This window comes from Streptomyces roseoviridis, assembly GCF_039535235.1.
Lineage (GTDB): Bacteria > Actinomycetota > Actinomycetes > Streptomycetales > Streptomycetaceae > Streptomyces > Streptomyces roseoviridis.
Genome location: NZ_BAAAWU010000001.1, coordinates 2,649,423 through 2,671,138 on the forward strand (window position 1 = coordinate 2,649,423; position 21,716 = coordinate 2,671,138).

General features: G+C 71.2%; 20 protein-coding genes. 10 read left to right on the top strand and 10 right to left on the bottom strand.

Going from position 1 to position 21,716, the window contains the following annotated elements; translation table 11 throughout:
• Window positions 1–17: 17 nt before the first annotated feature.
• Window positions 18–2,183 (bottom strand): DNA methyltransferase family protein, encoded by a 2,166-nt coding sequence (locus tag ABD954_RS11710; RefSeq protein ID WP_345485870.1) that lies wholly within the window; start codon window positions 2,181–2,183, stop codon window positions 18–20.
• Window positions 2,184–2,535: 352 nt separating this feature from the next.
• Here ABD954_RS11710 and ABD954_RS11715 point away from each other — a divergent pair, with 352 nt between their 5' ends.
• Window positions 2,536–4,284 (top strand): DUF6119 family protein, encoded by a 1,749-nt coding sequence (locus tag ABD954_RS11715; protein WP_345485871.1) that lies wholly within the window; start codon window positions 2,536–2,538, stop codon window positions 4,282–4,284.
• A gap of 317 nt (window positions 4,285–4,601) precedes the next feature.
• Here the strand turns inward: ABD954_RS11715 and ABD954_RS11720 are convergent, their stop codons facing one another.
• The 3 genes from ABD954_RS11720 to ychF all read right to left on the bottom strand — a co-directional run bounded on the left by ABD954_RS11720 (window position 4,602) and on the right by ychF (window position 6,650).
• Window positions 4,602–5,015: a DNA-binding protein gene (locus ABD954_RS11720; protein ID WP_345485872.1), complete on the bottom strand. Its 414-nt coding sequence runs from the start codon at window positions 5,013–5,015 to the stop codon at window positions 4,602–4,604.
• A complete protein-coding gene (locus ABD954_RS11725) occupies window positions 4,997–5,281 on the bottom strand; it encodes a hypothetical protein (RefSeq protein WP_345485873.1) in 285 nt (94 codons plus the stop codon). The genes ABD954_RS11720 and ABD954_RS11725 overlap by 19 nt, the downstream gene beginning before the upstream one ends.
• Before the next feature lie 280 nt (window positions 5,282–5,561).
• Window positions 5,562–6,650, bottom strand: coding sequence for a redox-regulated ATPase YchF (gene ychF / locus ABD954_RS11730; protein WP_345485874.1), 1,089 nt, complete (start codon window positions 6,648–6,650; stop codon window positions 5,562–5,564).
• A 150-nt stretch (window positions 6,651–6,800) separates the two neighbouring features.
• Here ychF and ABD954_RS11735 point away from each other — a divergent pair, with 150 nt between their 5' ends.
• Complete coding sequence (locus ABD954_RS11735; RefSeq protein ID WP_345485875.1) at window positions 6,801–7,418, top strand: DUF6542 domain-containing protein; 618 nt, start codon at window positions 6,801–6,803, stop codon at window positions 7,416–7,418.
• 382 nt (window positions 7,419–7,800) lie between these two features.
• Here ABD954_RS11735 and ppgK read toward each other — a convergent pair whose 3' ends face one another.
• The gene (ppgK, locus tag ABD954_RS11740) at window positions 7,801–8,550 is read right to left on the bottom strand and encodes a polyphosphate--glucose phosphotransferase (RefSeq protein WP_345485876.1); all 750 of its coding nucleotides are present in this window, start codon (window positions 8,548–8,550) and stop codon (window positions 7,801–7,803) included.
• Between the two features lie 29 nt (window positions 8,551–8,579).
• Window positions 8,580–9,599 carry a 4-hydroxy-3-methylbut-2-enyl diphosphate reductase gene (locus tag ABD954_RS11745; RefSeq protein ID WP_382745854.1) on the bottom strand — a complete coding sequence of 340 codons (1,020 nt, stop codon included), beginning with the start codon at window positions 9,597–9,599 and terminating at the stop codon, window positions 8,580–8,582.
• A 54-nt stretch (window positions 9,600–9,653) separates the two neighbouring features.
• Between ABD954_RS11745 and ABD954_RS11750 the strand changes: the two genes are divergently transcribed.
• From ABD954_RS11750 to ABD954_RS11765, 4 genes are all read left to right on the top strand, one after another.
• Window positions 9,654–11,000, top strand: coding sequence for an APC family permease (locus ABD954_RS11750; RefSeq protein ID WP_345485878.1), 1,347 nt, complete (start codon window positions 9,654–9,656; stop codon window positions 10,998–11,000).
• A gap of 101 nt (window positions 11,001–11,101) precedes the next feature.
• Window positions 11,102–12,325 carry an exodeoxyribonuclease VII large subunit gene (gene xseA / locus ABD954_RS11755; RefSeq protein WP_345485879.1) on the top strand — a complete coding sequence of 408 codons (1,224 nt, stop codon included), beginning with the start codon at window positions 11,102–11,104 and terminating at the stop codon, window positions 12,323–12,325.
• A 51-nt stretch (window positions 12,326–12,376) separates the two neighbouring features.
• Entirely contained in the window at window positions 12,377–12,613 is a 237-nt protein-coding gene (locus ABD954_RS11760) for an exodeoxyribonuclease VII small subunit (RefSeq protein WP_345485880.1), read from the top strand.
• A gap of 171 nt (window positions 12,614–12,784) precedes the next feature.
• Complete coding sequence (locus tag ABD954_RS11765; RefSeq protein WP_345485882.1) at window positions 12,785–13,375, top strand: malonic semialdehyde reductase; 591 nt, start codon at window positions 12,785–12,787, stop codon at window positions 13,373–13,375.
• 75 nt (window positions 13,376–13,450) lie between these two features.
• Here ABD954_RS11765 and ABD954_RS11770 read toward each other — a convergent pair whose 3' ends face one another.
• The gene (locus ABD954_RS11770; RefSeq protein WP_345485883.1) at window positions 13,451–13,984 is read right to left on the bottom strand and encodes a DUF4245 domain-containing protein; all 534 of its coding nucleotides are present in this window, start codon (window positions 13,982–13,984) and stop codon (window positions 13,451–13,453) included.
• 116 nt (window positions 13,985–14,100) lie between these two features.
• Between ABD954_RS11770 and glpX the strand changes: the two genes are divergently transcribed.
• Window positions 14,101–15,132, top strand: coding sequence for a class II fructose-bisphosphatase (glpX, locus tag ABD954_RS11775; RefSeq protein ID WP_345485884.1), 1,032 nt, complete (start codon window positions 14,101–14,103; stop codon window positions 15,130–15,132).
• Window positions 15,133–15,250: 118 nt separating this feature from the next.
• On the opposite strand, the gene ABD954_RS11780 is transcribed toward glpX, so the two are convergent.
• Window positions 15,251–15,634, bottom strand: coding sequence for a WhiB family transcriptional regulator (locus tag ABD954_RS11780; protein WP_345485885.1), 384 nt, complete (start codon window positions 15,632–15,634; stop codon window positions 15,251–15,253).
• 304 nt (window positions 15,635–15,938) lie between these two features.
• Window positions 15,939–16,655 carry a DUF1707 SHOCT-like domain-containing protein gene (locus tag ABD954_RS11785; protein WP_345485886.1) on the bottom strand — a complete coding sequence of 239 codons (717 nt, stop codon included), beginning with the start codon at window positions 16,653–16,655 and terminating at the stop codon, window positions 15,939–15,941.
• Between the two features lie 230 nt (window positions 16,656–16,885).
• On the opposite strand from ABD954_RS11785, the gene ABD954_RS11790 reads away from it, so the two are divergent.
• The 3 genes from ABD954_RS11790 (at window position 16,886) to ABD954_RS11800 (ending at window position 20,071) form a co-directional block, all read left to right on the top strand.
• Window positions 16,886–18,553, top strand: coding sequence for a fumarate hydratase (locus ABD954_RS11790; protein WP_345485887.1), 1,668 nt, complete (start codon window positions 16,886–16,888; stop codon window positions 18,551–18,553).
• Between the two features lie 186 nt (window positions 18,554–18,739).
• A complete protein-coding gene (locus tag ABD954_RS11795) occupies window positions 18,740–19,369 on the top strand; it encodes an HAD family acid phosphatase (RefSeq protein WP_345485888.1) in 630 nt (209 codons plus the stop codon).
• 57 nt (window positions 19,370–19,426) lie between these two features.
• Complete coding sequence (locus ABD954_RS11800) at window positions 19,427–20,071, top strand: lipoprotein (protein ID WP_345485889.1); 645 nt, start codon at window positions 19,427–19,429, stop codon at window positions 20,069–20,071.
• Window positions 20,072–20,162: 91 nt separating this feature from the next.
• On the opposite strand, the gene ABD954_RS11805 is transcribed toward ABD954_RS11800, so the two are convergent.
• A complete protein-coding gene (locus ABD954_RS11805) occupies window positions 20,163–21,692 on the bottom strand; it encodes a ricin-type beta-trefoil lectin domain protein (RefSeq protein WP_345485890.1) in 1,530 nt (509 codons plus the stop codon).
• Between the last annotated feature and the right edge of the window lie 24 nt (window positions 21,693–21,716).

Below are 21,716 nucleotides of genomic sequence, written 5' to 3' on the forward strand. Positions count from 1 at the left end.
GGGCGCTCGGGTCTCCTTCACGAGTCGGACGAGGGTCGGACGAGAGGGGGTTCAGTGAGGGTCAGCGTGCCGTCGACGAGGCCGGCGGCGGTCAGGGAGGTCAGGTCGTCGAGGGCCGCCGCGTGCTGGCGCAGCAGGGCCGTGCGGCGGGCAATGTCGGCCAGTAGAGCGTCGTAACGTTCGGCCTCGTCGCCGGGGAGGTCGGGGATGAGGAGGTCCTCTATGCGGCGGGCGGAGCGGACCGCGCCGCTCACCCGCCGGTGTTCGGTCGCCGCCGAGCGCAGGAGCGCTGCCAGGACGCGGGGCCGTACGGGATGCTCGGCGTCGGACCGTGCGCGCAGGACGCGGGCGGGGAAGGCGACCACCGACAGGCCCTCGTCGTCGACGTACGCGCCGAAGCTCGGGGTGGCGGTGACGACGATGTCGCCGGGTTCGGTGAAGTAGGCGTGCTCGTAGGTGGTGTGGAGTACGGCGCGGTCGATGCGGTGGCTGCCGACCGGCGCGCTGCCGGTGATCTCGGCCGGGGTGAGGACCGTGTAGTGGCCCGCGCCGCCGGTGAGGAGGTGTTCGGCGGCGATGCGGTGGCCGGGCAGTCGGCGCAGGCGGCGGTCCTTGAGCAGGCGGGCCACGGTGGTGCGGCGGGCCGGCTGGTCGTCGGGGCGCAAGACGGCGTTGGCGCGGATCGTGGGCGCGTGGTCGAGGGCGCTGCGGGTGGCGTCGATCAGCTGCTGGAGGCGGAGTTCGGTCTCGGAGATGCGGGCCGGGCGTTCGACGACGGTGCGGGTGTAGCGGTCGGCGTGCGGGCGGTGCTGTGGGGTGAACGCGGCACCGGGTGCGCCGGTCAGCGCGGTGGCCCGGACGACGGCGGCGTTGCGCGGTTCGTGGCGGCTGTCCGCCCGCCAGCCGGCGTCGCGGAAGATGTCGATGTCCTCGGCCAGCGCGTCCAGGGTTTGCGGGGTGAGGGGGCGTGAGGAGAGGTCGGCGAGGAAGATCTGGCCGGTGCGCTTGTCTTCGGGGGTGCGGTGCAGGATCCAGATCGCGGTGCGGTGGGCCGGGCGGAAGGGGAGTACGCCTTCGGGGAGGCTGATCGCGGCCTTGAGGAGGTGCTGTTCCAGGAAGCCCCGGCGCAGACGGTCCGCTTCCCCGCGGACGGGCAGAGGCCGGACGAGCGCGTCGGCGGGTCCCAGGACGACGGCAGTGCGGTCCTCGGCAAGGAGGTCGGTGAGGTCCTGCAGGCTTTGCAGGACGGCGAGCGGGCTGCGGGTCTCGGCCGCCTCATAGGGCAGGCAGCAGGCGATGACGTGCGGGTTTCCCCAGTCTTCCGTGGCTAGTTCCTCGCCGTCGGCAAGGTCCATCTCGAATTCCTGGACGCCCTGTGCCATGAGGCGGCGGCGGGCGAGCCGGGCCAGGTCCGGCATCGGGTCCGCGGAGAGGAAGAAAGGTGAGTCCTCGGCGTCGGACACGGATTCGTGCAGGGCGACCAAGAGATCGCCGCTCCGGGGATGCAGGACGGCGGCCGTTGTTCCTTCCTCGCGCTCGTTCAGTCGCGCGAGGCCGGTCAGGTGGGCCATCGTGCGGCTCACCAGCGGAATCGGTTCATCGGCGGCGAGGTCGTCGCAGCCCAGGCGGCGGCGCGCGTCCATGACCCGTTCGAGCGCTTCGGCCGGGGTGTAGGCGGCCTCGGTGAGCTGGTCGGCGAGTACGGCGAGCAGGGGGCCCTGACGGTCGGCGTCCGGCAGGTCGCGCAGCTCTCTTTGGAGGAAGGTGTCGTCGAAGTCGGTCTCGGCGGCACGCTCCAGGATCGCCTGCCAGGGCAGGTCGGCGAGCGGTTCGTCGAGGAGCTGGCGCAGGCAGAGCAGCGCCGTCACCGTGTCGACCAGCGCGCGAGCGGGCATCGCGCGCCGCCAGGCGGACAAGGTGTGGAGCACCAGCTCCGCCCGGATCTGGCCGGCGTCGGCATTGCCGCGGCCGGTGGACAGAAGCCATTCGGCGACTTCACGGCCGTCGAAGAGCGGGCTGGCTCCCTCGTACGCAATGGGCTCGGGGAAATCCGCGTGTCGGCGGGCCCAGGTGGTGACGACGGGACGTTGGACCTGGGCCAAGGTCCCGATTTCGGCGTAACTGATCCGCCAGGAGATCTCCTCGGGCAGGATGGGATCGGTCGCTTCCCGTGCGCCAGCCATGCGGTTCCGTTCCCTTCGTGACGACTGCCTCGTGCTCTCGGTCGAGAACGTTTCTCCCAGGGCACCTCACACGCTACAGCCGGTCGAGCTCTCAACTTCGCCAGCGGTTGATAACCAGGGTTATCAGGTTCTCGAACAATTTAACCTCCAATCTTCTGGCACCGTCGTCACCATCACCCCGGCACCACCCGCCGGGACGCCAGCCCCATACGAGTCCGACCGCATCGGCGTCCTCATCGCCGCACCTCTGCTCCCTTGCCGGGCGCTCACCCCTGTCCGCCTCGACACCACCCGTCCCGTAAGGCCGCTCGTGTTACCGAACCGCACCGCAACCTCGCCCCAGGAGACCTCTGTGTCCAGCACCGCGTCGAAGCGCACCCTGTACCGCCTGACCCACGTCAAGGCGACCCCTGAGTCGATGCTCGAAGCCCTCGACGTCGACGCCCTCGACACCCTGGACGCGGTCGTGCGCGACGTCAGCGATCACATGGGAGTTCCCGCCCTCGCGGTGTCCTTCGCCGTAGCGAAGGAGGAAGCCGCCTGGGGCAAGGACATCCTCCGGCTCGCCGGCGAATCGGACCTGCTGCAGAGCGAGCAGCGCACCGGCGCACTGCTCGTGCTCGCCGTCGACGACGTGGTGTACGCGATCGGCTTCGACCAGGGCTACCGGCTTCTCCCCGCCCAGCTCAAGGACGCGCACTTCGGTCTGTCCTTCGGTATCCGCGCCATCAACCCGCGTCAGGTGCGGGACTTCACTGCCAGCGTCCTCGGCCAGGCGCGCATCGACAGTTCCCTGATCTCTGCCGGCGCCTCCGTACCGGCACTCGGACTCCGGGACCACGGGCGGATCATCCGCCACCTCGGCGGCTACCTCGACGAAGTCGACCTCACCGCAGGGAGCGGCACCAGGAACGGGGCCATGACCGCAGAGGGCGGCATCGGTCTCCGTATCAAACTCGGCACCACCCCCGCCACACTGATCAAGGACATCCGCGCCATCGCCGCGATCTGCGAGCACGTCGTTCCCCACCCCGACCTGGCCTTCGTCGAGCACATCACCGCGGTCAAGGACCCTTCCCTCATCGACGCGCTCGACGCGGAACTGGACACCACGCTCGGCCGTCCCGCAGACGGCCGGATCATGACCGCCGTCCCCTTCTCCCAGAGCACCGACCTGCCCCGGTCCACCGCCTGCACCATCAAGATCGGGTCCTGCCCGCCCCACCTCCGGGACGAGTTCAGTCTCGACTACGTCCTGGAGCGGGCCCGTGTGATCAAGGCAGGCGCCCGCGTCACGGCGCTCCGGCAGGGCACCGTCGAACTGTTTCGTGACACGCTCTCCGCACGGACCGCGCTCGCCCCGCGCACCGCCTCCCTGGAAGCCCTGTCCAAGGAAACCGCCATGAAGTGGATCGAGGCCACTTTCTCCCTCGGCTCCCGCACGTTCTGTCTGCTCGACGGTGAGTGGTACGAGCTCGGGGCGGGCTACCTGCGCAACGTCAACGAGACCGTGGCTCCCTTGTTCCCCGACACGCCCTCCGTCGATCTCCCCCGCTGGCCGCTCGTCGAGAAGCTCAACAAGAAGGGTACGCGCGTGATGCGTCCCGTAGACGAAGGCGACTACAACAAGCTGGCTGCCCAGGCCCGTCGCGGCTGGGTCTGCCTGGACAAGAAGAATGTCCACAACCCTTTTCGGGCAAGCAACTCCGTCGAGATCTGCGACCTGTTCACCGAGGACGACACTCTTGTCCTCGTGAAGCCCGCGCACTCCTCAAGCTCGCTGAGTCACCTGTTCAGCCAGGCGCGCGTCTCCGTTGAGCTCCTCTTCGAGAACGCGGCCGTACGCGCGGAGTTCGCCCGGTCCGTACACGTCAACAGCGATCCGGCCCGCAGCATCCCCGAGGACTTCACCCCGCGCCGCGTCGTCTTCGCGATCCTTCTGAAGGACGGAGCCAAGCTCACGCCGGACTCCCTCTTCCCGTTCTCCGCCATCACCCTGGCCCAGACCGCGAAGGCCCTCGCCGCTCGCGGCGTGACCGTCGAAGTCATCGGCATCGAAAGCGAGTCGGCCCAGTCCTCAATGTTCGACGAGGCTGCATAGCCGCCTAGGCCCGCCTCACCAAGTGCACCGTTCCCGGAGCCTGGCCGAATCCGCCTCCTTTTGAGCGCACCCCCACCTGCGAGCGGCCGACGCTCCCGCTCATGCGCCGCATCACCGCCGTCAAGGAGTACCGGAATGAGCTGGCTCACTGGGACACGGACGCCCCGGAGACGAAAGCCGAGGTTGCGGGCGGCCCGCAGCGGCCTCAGCGCCGAAACTGCCCACGCCGCCGAAACCCAGCGGCGACGACCTCAAGCCCTTCCTCGGTCACTGGAGCCCCTACGGACCCCGCTCCTACTGAGCCGGACCAAGGGAAATCACACCGCCACGAGCCGGACCCGCTCGCCGCACAGCTTGGCCATGTCGTCAATATCGGAAGTCAGCATGGCCACGGGGCGGTGCTGTCGCAGCGCGGCCTCGGCGACGGCCGCATCGATCGCGTACTTGTGTCCGTGCAATCCGGCATTCATCAGCAACTTCGAGGCAGCCCTCGCCTCCTCGTCACCGACCGGGACGACCCGCAGCCCGGAAAGCACCCAGTTCAGGCGTGACTTGTTCGTACGGGCGTGGACGGCCTCGATGATGGTGAGCGCACTGATCACGACCTCCATGCCACGCGAGCGCGCCTCAGCAATCAGAGCCACCACCTGTTCTTCGTCAGCGAGCAGCTTCGAGAGTCCCTCGCTGTCGAGGACGAGCGTCCCCTCGTGACTCAGCCTGCGGCGGGCCACTCGGCCTCCTCGGCGAACACCTCGTCGAAGACCTGCCGCGCCCGCTGACGAGCCGGCTCGGAGACCGGCCCCTTACGGCTCTCGTAGTCCGCCAGGTACTCGTCCAGGACCTGCCCGCGCAGCTCACGCTCGACCGCCTCGGCGATGAACGCGGAGAACTGCCGCTTGCCCACGCGAGCCCGGATCGCCTCCGCGGTCCCCTCCGGCAGCGACAAGCTCACCCGCGTCGCTGGCCCTTCCCCAATGCTGTACGTCGCCTCAGCCATACCCCCGATTGTGTCAAACGAGTAGGAAAAGCGCCACGTCTGCACTACCTTCACAGCTCGGTCAGCGCCCCGCTCACGCAAATCCCAGCACGGGCACCCCCATCCCATCCCAGCACGATCCCAGCACGGTAGGGATGAGCAGGGGTGATGACAGGTGACGAGGGGTCAGCTATCCCAGCACCATCCCAGCACGGGAAAAACAAAGGGCCCGACTCCGAAGAGTCGGACCCTCTCTGACCTGCACGTTTGCCAGATCAGCGACGTGGTGGTATGTCACCCACTACACGTTGAAGCGGAACTCCACCACGTCGCCGTCCTGCATGACGTACTCCTTGCCCTCCATGCGGGCCTTGCCGGCCGCGCGGGCCTCGGCGACCGAGCCCGTCTCGACGAGGTCGTGGAAGGAGATGACCTCGGCCTTGATGAAGCCCTTCTGGAAGTCGGTGTGGATCACACCGGCCGCCTCGGGGGCCGTCGCGCCCTTCTTGATGGTCCAGGCGCGGGACTCCTTGGGGCCGGCCGTCAGGTAGGTCTGGAGGCCGAGGGTGTCGAAGCCCACGCGGGCCAGGGTCGCGAGGCCGGGCTCCTCCGCGCCGACCGACTGGAGGAGCTCCATGGCGTCCTCCTCGTCGAGCTCCGCGAGGTCCGCCTCCAGCTTGGCGTTGAGGAAGATCGCCTCGGCCGGGGCGACGAGGGCGCGCTGCTCGTCCTTGAAGGTCTCGTCGGTCAGCTCGTCCTCGTCGACGTTGAACACGTAGAGGAACGGCTTCGTGGTCAGCAGGTGGAGGTCGTGCAGCAGCTCCGCCTTCTCCGAGCCCTGGACGATGCCCTGCGAGAAGAGGGTGTCGCCCTTCTCCAGGATCTCCTTGGCCGCCTCCACCGCCGCGACCTTCGGAGCCACGTCCTTCTTGATCCGGGACTCCTTCTGGAGGCGCGGGAGGACCTTCTCGATGGTCTGGAGGTCCGCGAGGATCAGCTCGGTGTTGATCGTCTCGATGTCGTCCTTGGGCGAGACCTTGCCGTCGACGTGGACGACGTTCTCGTCCTTGAAGGCACGGATGACCTGGCAGATCGCGTCCGACTCCCGGATGTTCGCCAGGAACTTGTTGCCCAGGCCCTCGCCCTCGCTCGCGCCGCGCACGATGCCGGCGATGTCGACGAAGTCGACCGTCGCCGGGAGGATCCGCTGCGAGCCGAAGATCTCGGCGAGCTTCTCCAGACGGGCGTCCGGCACGCCGACGACGCCGACGTTGGGCTCGATCGTGGCGAACGGGTAGTTGGCCGCCAGCACGTCGTTCTTGGTCAGGGCGTTGAACAGGGTCGACTTGCCGACATTCGGCAGGCCGACGATTCCGATCGTGAGCGACACGGTGGCGACTTCCCTATAAGGAGTGGATGCGGTGTCCCCCCAGTTTACGGGCGCACCGGACCGCCCCAAGACGGCGCTCTTCGCGCCAAGGTCACCCAAAGGGCGTGTCCCGCACCCGGTTCCCGGCCCCTTCCGACCTACGTTGGTGGGGTGGAGCAGCACAGGACACGCAAGCCGCAGCCCCGCCGCCCCGCCGGGGGACGGCCGAAGGCCCCTCTGACGCCGCCCGGCGCGCTGGTCGAGGGTGCGGCGGTCTATCGCGTCGCCGCGCGGCAGGGCCCCGGCCGTCCGCGGCTCGAGCGGCCCGCGCCGCCGGTGGTGGTGGCGCTGCGCAGGCTGCCCAACCCCCGGCTCACCGGTCTCGGCGCCGGTCTGTTCGCCTCGGCCGCGATGCTGGTGATCGGCTTCCTCGACTGGCTGCTGTTCGACGGCTCCCCGCTCGTCTTCGGCCTGCTGTTCCTGCCGGTCAGCGCCCTGACGGCGCTCTGGGTCAGGACCGCCGACCTGGTGACCGCGCCGATCAGCGTGCCGATCGCCTTCGCGGTCGGCGTCGTGCCGATCTCGGGCGGTACGAGCGGGGTCGGCGGCCAGGCGATGGCCCTGGTCACGGCGCTCGCCGTACACGCCGGGTGGCTGTACGGCGGCACGCTCGTGGCCGGGGTGATCGCGAGCGTACGGAAGGTGCGGGACATGGGCCGCCGTCAGCGCGCCGCCGCGGCGGGCTCTCCCGTACGCCCGGTACGCCGCCCGGCCCCGGAGCGCGGCTAGCGGTCGACGGGCCGGGGCGGAAGAGGACCGGGCGCGACGTACGCGCCCAGGCGTCGCGGACGCGGAGGGTGCGGGCACCAGCCGGCGCGCCCCAGCGCCGGGCCCGGGTGCCCAGGCGGCGCGGACGCGGAGGGCACGGGCCCCAGGGCCGGCGGGCCCCCCGGAACCACGCCCGAGTGCCCAGGCGGCGCGCACGCGGAGGGCACGCGGCCACCGGGCACCGCACCGCACCGCGCCCCTCAGACCGCGCCCGCCCGAGCCGGGCGCCCCGCCCGAGCCGGGCACCCCGGACCGGTGCGCGCGCCCAAGCCTCCCGCGGGCCTCCGTGGGGGCTCCCCGCGGCCCGGGCGCCGCACCGGCGCCGTAGCGGAAGCCTCCGCTCCTACCGCGCCTCCGGGCGCGCCGCCATCGCCGCGCCCACGATCCCCGCGTTGTTCTGGAGCTCCGCCGGGACGATCTCGGCCTCGATGCCCTCGATCAGGGGCAGGAACCGGTCCGCCTTGCGGCTGACGCCGCCGCCGATGATGAAGAGCTCCGGCGAGAACAGCATCTCCACGTGCGCCAGGTACTTCCGCAGGCGCCGGGTCGCCCAGTGCTCCCAGGTCAGGTCCTCGTCCTCGCGCGCCTTCGCCGAGGCGCGCTTCTCCGCGTCGTGGCCCTTGAGCTCCAGGTGTCCCAGCTCGGTGTTGGGCAGCAGCCGGCCGCCGGTGAAGACGGCCGAGCCGATGCCGGTGCCGAGCGTCAGCACGACGACGGTGCCCGTGCGGCCCCGGCCCGCGCCGAAGGACATCTCGGCGATGCCGGCCGCGTCGGCGTCGTTGAGCACGGTCACCGGGAGTCCGTCCAGCCGCTCGCTGATCAGCCTGCCCGCGTCGACCCCGATCCAGCCCTTGTCCACGTTGGCGGCGGTACGGATCGTGGAGCCGGTCACGACCCCGGGGAAGGTGACGCCGACCGGTCCTGACCAGTCGAAGTTCCGTACGACCTCGACGACGCAGCCCACGACACCGTCGGGTGTCGCGGGCTGCGGGGTGAGTACCTTGTGGCGGGGCTCGGCCAGGTCGCCGCGGTCGAGGTCCACGGGGGCGCCCTTGATGCCCGATCCGCCGATGTCCACTCCGAAGACGTTCATGGACCCACCGTACGGGCCGGGCGCCGGCGTTACTCGCTTTCCACCAGGGCGGCGGCCTCCGCCCGCAGGTCCCTGTTGCGGAGCTCCTTGGGCAGCGAGAAGGTGAGCGACTCGTCGGCGGTCTTGACCAGCTCGACGTCGGCGTAGCCGCGCTCGGACAGCCACTCCAGGACCTCCTGGACCAGCACGTCCGGGACGGATGCGCCGGAGGACAGGCCGACGCTGGTGACGCCCTCGAGCCAGGCTTCGTCGATCTCGCTGGCGAAGTCGACCAGGTACGCGGCGGGGGCGCCGGCCTGCTTGGCGACGTCGACCATGCGCTGCGAGTTCGAGGAGTTCTTGGAGCCGACGACGATGACCAGCTCGGCCTGGCCGGCGAGCTCCTTGATGGCCAGCTGGCGGTTCTGGGTGGCGTAGCAGATGTCGTCGGACGGCGGGGAGATCAGCTGCGGGAACTTCTCCTTCAGCGCGTCCACCGTCTCCATGGTCTCGTCGACCGAGAGCGTGGTCTGGGAGAGCCAGACGACCCGGGACGGGTCGCGGACCTCGACCTTGGCGACGTCCTCGGGGCCGTCGACGAGCTGGATGTGGTCGGGGGCCTCGCCGGAGGTGCCGATGACCTCCTCGTGGCCCTCGTGGCCGATGAGGAGGATGTCGAAGTCCTCCTTGGCGAACCGCACGGCCTCCTTGTGGACCTTGGTGACCAGCGGGCAGGTCGCGTCGATCGTCTTCAGGCGGCCCTGGCGGGCCTCCTCGTGGACGGTCGGGGCGACGCCGTGGGCGGAGAACATCACGATGTTGCCGGGCGGCACCTCGGTCGCCTGGTCGACGAAGATCGCGCCCTTCCGCTCCAGGGTCTGCACGACGTACTTGTTGTGCACGATCTCGTGCCGGACGTAGATCGGGGCCCCGTACTGCTCCAGGGCCTTCTCCACCGCGATCACGGCGCGGTCCACGCCCGCGCAGTATCCGCGGGGAGCGGCGAGCAGGACACGCTTCGGGCGGTTCGTCGCGGGCGTCGGCGCGGGCGTTGCAGTCATGGGCCCCATCGTAAGGCCGCGTCGGTCAGCGGTTTGATCCCCGACGTGGCCGAAACTGGCGCCATGGCACAGGAAGCCCAGGTCGGGGAGCACGAGACCCTTCGCCGGAATCTTGGATTCCGCGATCTTGTCGTGTACGGACTCCTCTTCATCGCGCCCATGGCACCGGTCGGTGTCTTCGGCACCCTCGACGCCAAGTCGCACGGCGCCGTCGCGCTCGTGTACCTGGTGGCGACCGTCGCCATGGCGTTCACCGCCTTCAGTTACGCGCAGATGGTGCGGGTCGCGCCGCGGGCCGGGTCCGTCTTCACGTACGCGCGGACGGCGCTGGGCGAGGGCCCGGGCTTCGTGGCCGGCTGGATGGCCATGCTCGACTACCTGCTCATCCCGGCGGTGGCGTACCTCTTCGCCGGCATCGCCATGGAGGCGCTGGTCCCGGGGGTGGACCGGTGGGTGTGGACGGGCCTCGCGGTCGTCCTCACGACGCTGCTCAACCTGTGGGGCGTGCGGGCCGCGGCCCGGGTCGGCTTCGCGGTGCTGGCGATGGAGATCGCGGTGCTGCTGGTCTTCGTCGTGTCCGCGATCGTGGTGCTCGTACGGGACGGGGCGCGGCGCGACTGGTGGTCGCCGCTGACGGGGGACGCCGGGTTCTCGGCCGCGGCGGTGATCGGCGCGGTGTCGGTGGCGGTCCTGTCGTACCTGGGCTTCGACGCGATCGCGTCCTTCGCCGAGGAGGTGACGGGCGGCTCGGCCAAGGTGGCGCGGGCGGTCCTGTTCTGCCTGGCGCTCGCGGGCGTGCTGTTCGTGGCGCAGACCTGGCTGGTGGCGCTGCTGGAGCCGGTGTCGTCGGCGGAGCTGGCGGCGGATCCGGCGGCGCAGGGCTCGGCGTTCTACGACGCGGTGGACGCGGGCGTGGGCGACTGGCTGCACGATCTGGTGGCCGTCTCGAAGGCGATCGGCGCGGCCTTCGCGGCCCTGGCCGGGCAGGCGGCGGGCGGGCGCCTGCTCTTCGCGATGGGCCGCGAGCGCCGTCTGCCGCACGTCCTGGCCCGTACGGACTCGGGCGTGCCGAGGGTGGCGCTGCTGGTGTCGGCGGCGGTGACGATGGTCGCCGCGGTGTGGGCGGCCCGCCGTGACGACGGGCTCGACCACCTGGTGTCGGTCGTCGACATCGGCGCCCTGACGGCCTTCGTCCTGCTGCACGCGAGCGTGGTGGGCTGGTTCGCCGTTCGCCGTATGGCGGGCCCGCCGCGCTGGCTGCCCCACCTGGTGGCCCCCGCCGTCGGCGCGGCCATCCTGATCGCGGTGATCGTCGAGGCGGCCGCCTCGGCCCAGGTGGTGGGCGTCGTCTGGCTGGGCATCGGCCTGATCGTCCTGGCGGTGCAGGGCACGCGGCGCGCGGTGCGGTAGGCGTACGGGGCGGGCGGGACGAGTCCGGGCCCGGCGCGTCTTCGGGCACGCGCCCGCCACCGCGCACCCCCTCTGTCCGAGGCGCCCGTTACGCTCGGCGCATGGGTCTGAACACGTCTGCGGAAGCGCCGCTGCCCGTCGGCGAGGTCTCGCGGCTCATCGGGGGGTGGATCGACCGGTTGGGGGCCGTCTGGGTCGAGGGGCAGATCACGCAGTTGTCGCGGCGGCCGGGGGCCGGGGTCGTGTTCCTGACGCTGCGGGATCCCTCGTACGACATCTCGATCAACGTCACCTGCTATCGCCAGGTCTTCGACGCCGTCGCCGACGTCGTGTCGGAGGGCGCGCGGGTGGTGGTGCACGCCAAGCCGGAGTGGTACGCGCCGCGCGGGCAGCTGTCGCTGCGGGCGGCGGAGATCAGGCCGGTGGGGATCGGGGAGCTGCTGGCCCGGCTGGAGCAGCTGAAGCGGAGCCTCGGCGCGGAGGGCCTGTTCGCCCTGGACCGCAAGAAGCCGCTGCCGTTCCTGCCGCAGCTGGTCGGTCTGGTCGTCGGCCGGGCGTCGGCCGCCGAGCGGGACGTGCTGGAGAACGCGCGGCGGCGCTGGCCGGCCGTCCGGTTCGAGGTGCGGAACGTGGCGGTGCAGGGCGTGAAGGCCGTGCCGCAGGTGATCCAGGCCGTGAAGGAGCTGGACGCCCACGACGACGTCGACGTGATCATCGTGGCGCGGGGCGGCGGCAGCGTCGAGGACCTGCTGCCGTTCTCGGACGAGCAGCTGGTGCGCGCGGTCGCCGACTGTCGTACGCCGGTGGTGTCGGCCATCGGCCACGAGCCGGACTCGCCGCTGCTCGACCTGGTCGCGGACCTGCGGGCGTCCACGCCGACGGACGCGGCCAAGAAGGTGGTCCCGGACGTCGGCGAGGAGCTGGAGCGCGTGCGGGGACTGCGGGACCGGGCGCTGCGGTGTGTGCGCGGGCTCCTCGAACGGGAGGAGCGGGGCCTCGCGCACGCGCTGGCCCGGCCGGTGATGGAGCATCCGCAGCGGATGGTGGAGGTGCGGGAGGACGAGCTGGACGCGCTGCTGGCGCGCAGTCGGCGGACCCTCGGGCATCTCCTGGACCGGGCCGACTCCGAGCTGTCGCACACCCGGGCGCGGGTCCGGGCGCTGTCGCCGGCGGCGACGATGGAGCGGGGGTACGCGGTGCTGCAGCGGGCGGACGGATCGGTGGTGCGCGACCCGGAGGAGGTCGCGGTGGACGAGCGGCTGCGGGCCCGGGTCGCGGCGGGTGAGTTCACGGTGCGCCGGGTGGCCGACCCGGACCCGGCCTGAGCTCCCCTCCCCCAGCCCCTACGAAGACGACGAACGATCATGGAGGACGGCATGGCAGCCGGCACGGAAGAGACCGCTCTCGGTTACGAGCAGGCGCGCGACGAGCTCATCGAGGTGGTCCGGCGCCTGGAGGCGGGCGGGACGACCCTGGAGGAGTCGCTGGCGCTGTGGGAGCGGGGCGAGGAGCTGGCGAAGGTGTGCCGGCGCTGGCTGGAGGGGGCGCGGGCGCGGCTCGACGCGTCGCTGGCCGCCGAGCGGGGCACGGAGGACTCGGAGGCGGCCGGGTAGCCGCCGCCACGGCTCCCATTGCCGCAGGTCATCGAGGGCGGGACACCGTCCGGACTGTGAACCGGATCACTATCCGGTTTCTTTAGTTGAAAGTTCACCTACTCCGGACGTACTGTCGTGACATCGCCCGATCCCCCCGACGGGCGACCCGCAGTCCGGAAGGTACGCAGCATGTCCCTCGCCCTTGACCCCGCCGCCCAGGACCTCCTCTTCCGCGAGGCCCGCACGGCCAACACGTTCACCGACGAGCCGGTGACCGACGAGCAGGTCCAGGCGATCTACGACCTGGTCAAGTACGGTCCCACCGCCTTCAACCAGAGCCCGCTGCGCATCACGCTGGTCCGCTCCCCCGAGGCCCGCGAGCGCCTGGTCGCCCACATGGCCGAGGGCAATCAGGCCAAGACCAAGGCCGCCCCGCTGGTCGCGATCCTCTCCGCGGACAACGAGTTCCACGACGAGCTCCCGGCCCTGCTCCCCCACTTCCCGCAGGCCAAGGACATGTTCTTCGCCGAGCGCCCGGTCCGCGAGCAGTCCGCCCTGCTGAACGCCGCCCTCCAGGCCGCCTACTTCATCGTCGGCGTCCGCGCCGCCGGCCTGGCCGCCGGTCCGATGACGGGCCTCGACTTCGCCGGCGTCCAGAAGGAGTTCCTGGACGACGACCACACCCCGCTGATGGTGGTCAACATCGGCAAGCCGGGTGAGGACGCCTGGTTCCCGCGCTCCCCGCGCCTGGCCTTCGACGAGGTCGTCACCACCGTCTGACGCGTACGGGAAGGGCCCCGGTGCACACCGCACCGGGGCCCTTCGCGTACCTGCGGGCGGCGCCGCGCCGCCCGCCTACGCCTTCTTCGACTGGAGCGCGCCCGCCATCTGCGCGAGCCGCTCGAACGAGGCCGTGCCGGTCACCACGGTCGTCACGCCGCGCTCGGAGCGCACCAGGGCGTCGTACTTCGGCCCCTCCCAGCGCTGCCAGACCTGCCCCGCGACCGTCTGGGTCCTCCCCGAGTTCTTCGCCTGCAGGGTGATCTCGGGGACGTACTTCTCCGGGTCCTCGGTCGACTGGTTGACCGCCACGTACTGGGTGTCGGGGTCCAGGAAGCCCAGCCGCCAGGCGTCGTGGTCCTCGCGCCTGTACGAGACGACCGTCGCCCTCCAGTCCTCGCCGAGGCCCTCGGGGGCCAGCACCGGGTACGGCGCCGCCCGCTGGGCCGTCAGGAGCTCCACCCGGTAGTCCTTCGTCCGGACCGGGTTCGCCTTCTCGTCGTGCGGGATGAAGAGATACATCACGCCCGCGGCGACCATGATCACCGCGAGGGACTGGAACATCCCGCGTACCGTCTGCCTGCCTCGCATACCTGCCACGCCCCCCATGGTCGCATCATGGCGGTGCGCTCATACGTGGGGCCCTCTGCTCAATATGTCGGCCTGACGATAGAGTCGCATCACCCTCTTTTCCCGGCCGTCGCCGTACAGAAAGGTGCGCTCCGATGACCGAGCACCACTTGCCGCCCGAGCTGGAGGTCTCCCCCGAGGCCCCCGACCGCAACCTCGCCCTCGAACTGGTCCGCGTCACCGAGGCCGCCGCCATGGCCGCCGGCCGCTGGGTCGGCCGCGGGGACAAGATCGGCGCGGACGGCGCTGCGGTGAACGCCATGCGGACCCTGATCTCCACCGTCTCGATGAACGGCGTCGTCGTCATCGGGGAGGGCGAGAAGGACGAGGCGCCCATGCTGTTCAACGGCGAGCGGGTCGGTGACGGCACCGGCGCCGAGGTCGACATCGCCGTCGACCCGATCGACGGCACCACGCTCAACGCCAAGGGCATGCCCAACGCGATCGCCGTCATGGCCGCCGCCGACCGGGGCGCGATGTTCGACCCGTCCGCCGTCTTCTACATGGACAAGCTCGTCACCGGCCCCGAGGCCGCCGACTTCGTCGACATCAACGCGCCCGTCTCGGTCAACATCCGCCGGGTCGCCAAGGCCAAGGGGATGACGGCCGAGGACGTCACCGTGGTCATCCTGGACCGGCCGCGTCACGAGGGCATCGTCAAGGAGATCCGCGAGACCGGCGCCCGGATCAAGTTCATCTCCGACGGCGACGTCGCCGGCTCCATCATGGCCGCCCGCGAGGGCACCGGCGTCGACCTGCTCATGGGCATCGGCGGCACGCCCGAGGGCATCATCTCGGCCTGCGCCATAAAGTGTCTGGGCGGTGTGATCCAGGGCAAGCTGTGGCCCAAGGACGAGGCCGAGCGGCAGAAGGCCCTCGACGCCGGTCACGACCTGGACCGGGTGCTCACCACGCACGACCTGGTCTCCGGCGACAACGTCTTCTTCGTCGCCACCGGCATCACCGACGGCGAGCTGCTGCGCGGCGTGCGCTACCGCTCCGAGACCGCGACCACCCAGTCGCTGGTCATGCGCTCGAAGTCCGGCACGATCCGTCAGATCGACTCCACCCACCGGCTGGCGAAGCTGCGCGCCTACAGCAAGATCGACTTCGACCGGGCGAAGTAGCCGGTCCGGGCACCGCGCCCGGATCCATGACGGTACGAAGAGGGGCGCCCCCATGTGCGGTGGGGGCGCCCCTTCCCGTACGGGCGGCGGGACCCGTCGGCCGGCCGTCGGCCCGCCGTCAGCCCGCCTTGGCGATGCGCTCGGCGCGCTCGGCCGCCGCGGCCTTGCGCAGCTCGACGTCCCGGCGGCGGCGCCGGGCCAGCACCACACGGCGCTCGGCGGCGGTGAGTCCGCCCCACACCCCGTACGGCTCCGGCTGGAGCAGCGCGTGCTCGCGGCACTCGACCATCACGGGGCAGCGGGCGCAGACCCGCTTGGCGGCCTCCTCGCGGGAGAGCCGGGCGGCGGTGGGCTCCTTGGAGGGGGCGAAGAAGAGTCCGGCCTCGTCCCTCCGGCACACCGCCTCCGTGTGCCAGGGACCGGCCTCGTCCTCCCGAGCGGGGTTGCGCTGGGGCGGCACGGCGGCGGCGACCCGGAGGGGCTGATGCGGCGTGTGCAGCACGGTCTACTCCTGACGACGGCGATTCCGCGAGCGAGCGACGATGCCCCAAGCCCTACCCGCTGTGCGCGCGCCTATGCACTGCGTGCCTCCGCACCCCGGACACCGGACGGCGAATTCCGGTCACTTCGAGGGACCGGAAGCCGAACGGGACCCTGCCGGAAGGCGGGCTTCCGCCGCCGGCCGCGCACGCCCGCCGATCGCCGTCCGATCGCCGTCCGGGCACCCTCGGGTCGCCGCACGTCCGCCGGGACCTCGGCCGCTCGACGACCGCCCCGCGGTGACCCAGTGGCGGCTCAGTGGCGGCTCAGTGGCCGAGATGCTTGCGGAACTTGTCCTGAACCCGGTTCTGCAGATCGGTGACCCACTTGCCGCGCCGGGGTCTGGCCTCCACGTTCCCGAAGACGGCGTAGCCGTTGACGACCACGACCGGTGCCTGCGGGTCGGCGCCCTCCAGGGTCACCACCTCGAAGTTCCCGAAGACGCCGGTGCCGCTGCCGCGCAGCGTGATGTTCTCCGGGACGCGCACCTCGACGTGGCCGAAGATCGAGGTGGCGTTGATGGTGGTGAGCCGCTGGGCGAAGATCGCCTCGGTCAGGTCGATCTCGATGCTGCCGAAGAACGAGAAGGCGTTGGTCCTGCGGCCCACCCGCCAGCGCCCCTTCCGGGTGGAGGCCGAGAAGACCGCGACCATGGTGTCCGCCGGGCCCTCGGTGTCCTCGGGGCCGTACAGCGGGGCCGGGGCGGGCGTCGTCCGGGCGCCGGGAGCGGGCAGGTCCCGCACGATCGGCTCCAGCTCGCCGACGGTCTTGGCGCGGTAGACGGCGTCGATCCGCTCCGCGTGCTCCTCGGGATCGATCCGTCCCTCGGCGAGGGCCTCCCTGAGGATGTCCGCGGTCCGGTCCCGGTCGGCGTCCGAGGCCCGCAGCGAGCCCTGTGGATCGGCGGGGGCGGGCCGGGGCGCGGGGGCGGGCGCGGGCCCGTCCGGAGCGACCGGCTGCTGGGGCTGCTTTTCGAGGTCCACGAACTCAGCCTAGCGAAACGCGATAGATCGCGACCAGGGGAACGGCCGTGTCCTGTGGACAGCCCGTGGGCCGCCCGCCGCCCGGCCAGAACACGCCGTTCCGGAGTGGTCGCGCCCGCTAGTGAGCCTTACCTCACAGGATCCGCGCCGCGCCCGCGTCTTACGCTGGAGGGCGCGCCCGCCAACGGAGGCGGCGCGCTGCTGTCTGCCGAGTGAGGATTGCCGCCGTCATGCCAGAGTTCGCGTACTCCGATCTGCTCCCCCTGGGAGAGGACACCACGCCCTACCGCCTGGTGACCTCCGAAGGCGTCTCCACCTTCGAGGCCGACGGCCGTACGTTCCTCAAGGTCGAGCCGGAGGCCCTGCGCAAGCTGGCCGCGGAGGCCATCCACGACATCCAGCACTACCTGCGCCCGGCCCACCTGGCCCAGCTGCGGAAGATCATCGACGACCCGGAGGCGTCGAGCAACGACAAGTTCGTCGCGCTCGACCTCCTGAAGAACGCGAACATCGCCGCCGCGGGTGTCCTGCCCATGTGCCAGGACACCGGCACCGCGATCGTCATGGGCAAGCGCGGCCAGAACGTCCTCACCCGCGGCGAGGACGAGAAGGCGCTCTCCCAGGGCATCTACGACGCGTACACCAAGCTCAACCTGCGCTACTCGCAGATGGCCCCGGTGACCATGTGGGAGGAGAAGAACACCGGCTCGAACCTGCCCGCGCAGATCGAGCTGTACGCGACCGACGGCGGCGCGTACAAGTTCCTCTTCATGGCGAAGGGCGGCGGTTCCGCCAACAAGTCCTTCCTCTACCAGGAGACCAAGGCGGTCCTGAACGAGGCCTCCATGATGAAGTTCCTGGAGGAGAAGATCCGTTCGCTGGGCACCGCGGCGTGCCCGCCGTACCACCTGGCCATCGTCGTCGGCGGCACGAGCGCCGAGTTCGCGCTGAAGACGGCCAAGTACGCCTCCGCGCACTACCTGGACGAGCTGCCCACCGAGGGCTCGGCCGAGACCGGCCACGGCTTCCGCGACAAGGAGCTGGAGGAGAAGGTCTTCGAGCTGACGCAGAGGATCGGCATCGGCGCGCAGTTCGGCGGCAAGTACTTCTGCCACGACGTGCGCGTGGTCCGCCTGCCGCGTCACGGCGCCTCGCTGCCCGTCGCCATCGCCGTCTCCTGCTCGGCCGACCGCCAGGCCGTCGCGAAGATCACCGCCGAGGGCGTCTTCCTGGAGCAGCTGGAGACGGACCCGGCGCGCTTCCTTCCGGAGACCGAGGACGCGCACCTGGACGCGGGCGAGGTCGTGAAGATCGACCTCAACCAGCCGATGGACGACATCCTGGCCGAGCTGACCAAGTACCCGGTGAAGACCCGTCTGTCGCTGACCGGTCCGCTGGTCGTGGCCCGTGACATCGCGCACGCCAAGATCAAGGAGCGGCTGGACGCGGGCGAGGAGATGCCGCAGTACCTGAAGGACCACCCGGTCTACTACGCGGGCCCGGCGAAGACCCCCGAGGGTTACGCCTCCGGCTCCTTCGGCCCGACGACGGCCGGCCGCATGGACAGCTACGTGGAGCAGTTCCAGGCGGCGGGCGGCTCGAAGGTCATGCTGGCCAAGGGCAACCGGAGCAAGCAGGTCACGGACGCGTGCGGCACGCACGGCGGCTTCTACCTCGGCTCGATCGGCGGCCCGGCGGCCCGGCTCGCGCAGGACTGCATCAAGAAGGTCGAGGTCGTCGAGTACGAGGAGCTCGGCATGGAGGCCGTCTGGAAGATCGAGGTGGAGGACTTCCCGGCGTTCATCGTGGTGGACGACAAGGGCAACGACTTCTTCCAGAACCCGGCTCCCGAGCCGACGTTCACGCACATCCCGGTGCGCGGTCCCGGTCTCGCCTGACCGCCCGATCGCCGGATCGCCCGATCGCCCCGGCTTCCCGACGCCCCCCGGTCCCCCGGACCGGGGGGCGTCGTCGTTCCCCGCTCAGAAAGTGGCTACCGACTGGTAGTCCTCCGGTCGCCTACCGGTCAGTATTGGCCGCGAGCATGTCAACCACTGAGCCGGTCGACCACTCGGGAGCCCCCCATGCCCTCCGCCAAGGCCACCACCACCGCCGCCGCCACCCTGGGCCTGACGGCCCTCCTCCTCGTCGGTCCCGCCCCGGCGGCCTCCGCCGCCGATCCGGACGCCCACGTCACCTCGACCGCCGCCCTCGCGGACATCGACTACGGGACCTGGCGCCGCGACGTGGCGGCCGTGGTCGCCGAGGCGCGGCCCTACATCGAGGAGCGGTCCGAGGACGCCGGCCGCGAGAAGCAGGCGATCGTCCTCGACATCGACAACAGCTCGCTGGAGACGGACTTCCACCCCTTCTGGGAGCTGCCGACCCCGGCCATCCCCGAGGTCCGCGAGCTGGTCCGCGACGCCCACGGCCGCGGGGTGGCCGTCTTCTTCGTGACCGCCCGCCCCGGCATCATCCACTCGCTCACCGACTGGAACCTGAAGCAGACCGGCTACCCGGTCGACGGGCTGTACGTGCGCTCCCTGCCCGACCTGTTCGCCGAGGTCAGCGCGTACAAGACGCAGAAGCGGGCGGAGATCGAGGCCAAGGGCTACACGATCATCGCGAACATCGGCAACAACACCACCGACCTGGTCGGCGGCCACGCCGAGCGAACGTTCAAGCTGCCCGACTACGGCGGCAAGCTCTCCTGACGCCCCCGCTCCCCGACCGCCGCAGGGGGCCCGCACCCGGTCGTGGATGATGAGCGCATGCCAGAGAGAGCACCGATACGTACGGCGGTCCCCGCCACCCTGCTGGCGGCCGGGCTGCTGCTGACCGGCTGCGGGACGCAGGCCGCCCCCGCGGCGCCCGCCGCCCCGCCGTCCGCGGCCGCGTCCACGAGCGCCGCCGCGCCCCGGGCCGCCGCCCCGGCCGGGTCGCTCGGCGGCGCGGGGACCGCCTGCGTCCTGCCGGTCACCTTCGGCCTCGCGAAGGACTGGAAGCCGGACGCGGTCGACGACCCGGAGAACCCGGAGTTCGCCGCGCTCACGCGTCAGGGCCCCGCCACCGTTCGCTGCGAGGTGGACGCCAAGCCCGCCGGGAACCTCGGCTATCTGCGGGTGTGGACCGCTCCGAAGGGGCCCGCGCGGGCCGCGCTCGAGGGCTTCGTCAAGGCGGAGAAGGGCTCCCGGGGGGCCGTCTACCGGGAGACGGAGGCGGGCGCGCTGCCCGCCGTCGAGGTCACCTACGCGGTCTACGGCGAGGTGACGGAGGAGACCAAGAACGAGCGGGCCTTCGCCGTCGCGGTGCCGAAGGGCGTGGTCATCGTCCACCTCGGCGGGTTCGACTCCGAGGAGCACGAGGAGATGCTGCCGGCGTACGAGCTGGCGAGGACGTCCCTGAAGGTCTCCTGAGGGCCTCGAGCGCCCGGGGCCCGGCCCCGGGCGCGTCCGTGGCCCCCGTCCCGTACTGGACGGGGGCCACGGGGCCCTGTGTGCGGGAGGGTCACACGACGAACCGCTGGTTCGCCGAGCCGTCGCAGCTCTGCAGCCGGACCGGCTGCCTCGCGGCGCCCTGGGTCAGGCACAGGCCGGTCGCCGCGGCCGGGCGGAGGGTGTCCCCGTCACGGACGAACTTCTGGTTGGCGGCGCCGTGGCAGTTCCACAGGACGAGCGCCGAGCCGGCCTCGTACCGGGCGCCCGGCACGTCGAGACAGCGGTCCTGGGTGAGTTCGGTGTGCACGGTCCGGCGTGCGGAGTCGTACCACCAGCCCTGGTTGCGGCCGCCGTGGCAGTCCCAGCCGAGGACGGCCGTGCCGCCTGCGGACTCCGAGCCCTCGACGTCGAGGCAGTTGCCGGTGGCGGCGTTCTTCAGCGGCTTGTAGACGTCGTCCCAGGCGAACGGGAACAGCACCGGGCTGCCGGAGGAGTTCACGTCCGCGCAGCTCGCCTCGCGCAGCGAGGAGCCGTAGAGCTGGGTGAGGCAGGACGCGAAGGCCGCGTGGCCGCCCTTGTTGGGGTGGAAGGACTGGCGCACGGAGTTCTCGTCCGGGGTGCCGGGCTTGGAGAGGTCGATGAAGAGGCCGCGGGCCCAGGTGTCCTCCATGCAGACCTCGTGGCCGTGGAAGAGCCGCGAGTTGTCGAGGTAGACCGCGCCGGTGGCGGCGGCAGCCCTGCGCATGCCGCGTTCAAAGGCGGGGACGGCGGTGTTGCGGCCCCACTTGGTGTCGGAGTCGTAGCCGAGGCCGCCGCAGGAGAGCTTGCCGGGGAAGCCGGGGTTGTCGTGGAAGTCGGGGCCGATGGGGCTCGGGTAGCCCATGACGACGAGCTTGTAGTCGCCGTCGGCGTACCCGGCGTCGCGCATGACGGTCCGCAGGTCGCGGACGGTCTGCTCGACCTTGGGGACGAGGCCGTCGACCCGGGCCTGCCAGCCGGGCGCGTACTTCGGCTCGCAGGGCCCCTGGGCGAGCAGATAGCGCTGGACGCAGTCGGTCATGACCGGGCCGAACTGGAGGTCGTCGTTGGCGCCGGCGACGAGCAGCACCATCTTGATGCGGGTGTTGCGCGCCTTGATGGCCAGGTTGTCGCTCTGGACGAGTTCGTCCGCGTACTGTCGGGAACCGCCGACGCGGATGTTGCCGGTGTACGCGCCGGAGCAGGACACGTTGAAGGTGAGGTCCGCGGGGATGCCGGTGCGGTGGATGGCGGCGTCGGGCGAGCGGTGGCACCAGTTGGTGGGGCCGTTGGTCGGCGGCTCGTAGGTGCCGACGCCCTCGCCGGAGATCTCGCTGTCGCCGAGCGAGATGAGGCCGGTCTTGCGGCGGTCGAGCGGCCGTTCCTCCGGGGAGCCGTAGATCCTGGTGGCCTCGGCGGCCCGGATCGCCTCCAGCTCGGCCGGGAGCGGAACGGAAGCGGTGGTGCGGGCAGCGGGGGCGGCCGCGCCGGCGGGGGTGGCGGCCGTCATGGTTCCGAGGACCGCCGCGGCCGCGGCGCCGGCCGCGATCGCCCATCGGAGTCTGTACCTGGTGCGCGTCATTGCGCCTCCTGGAAGTGGGGTTAC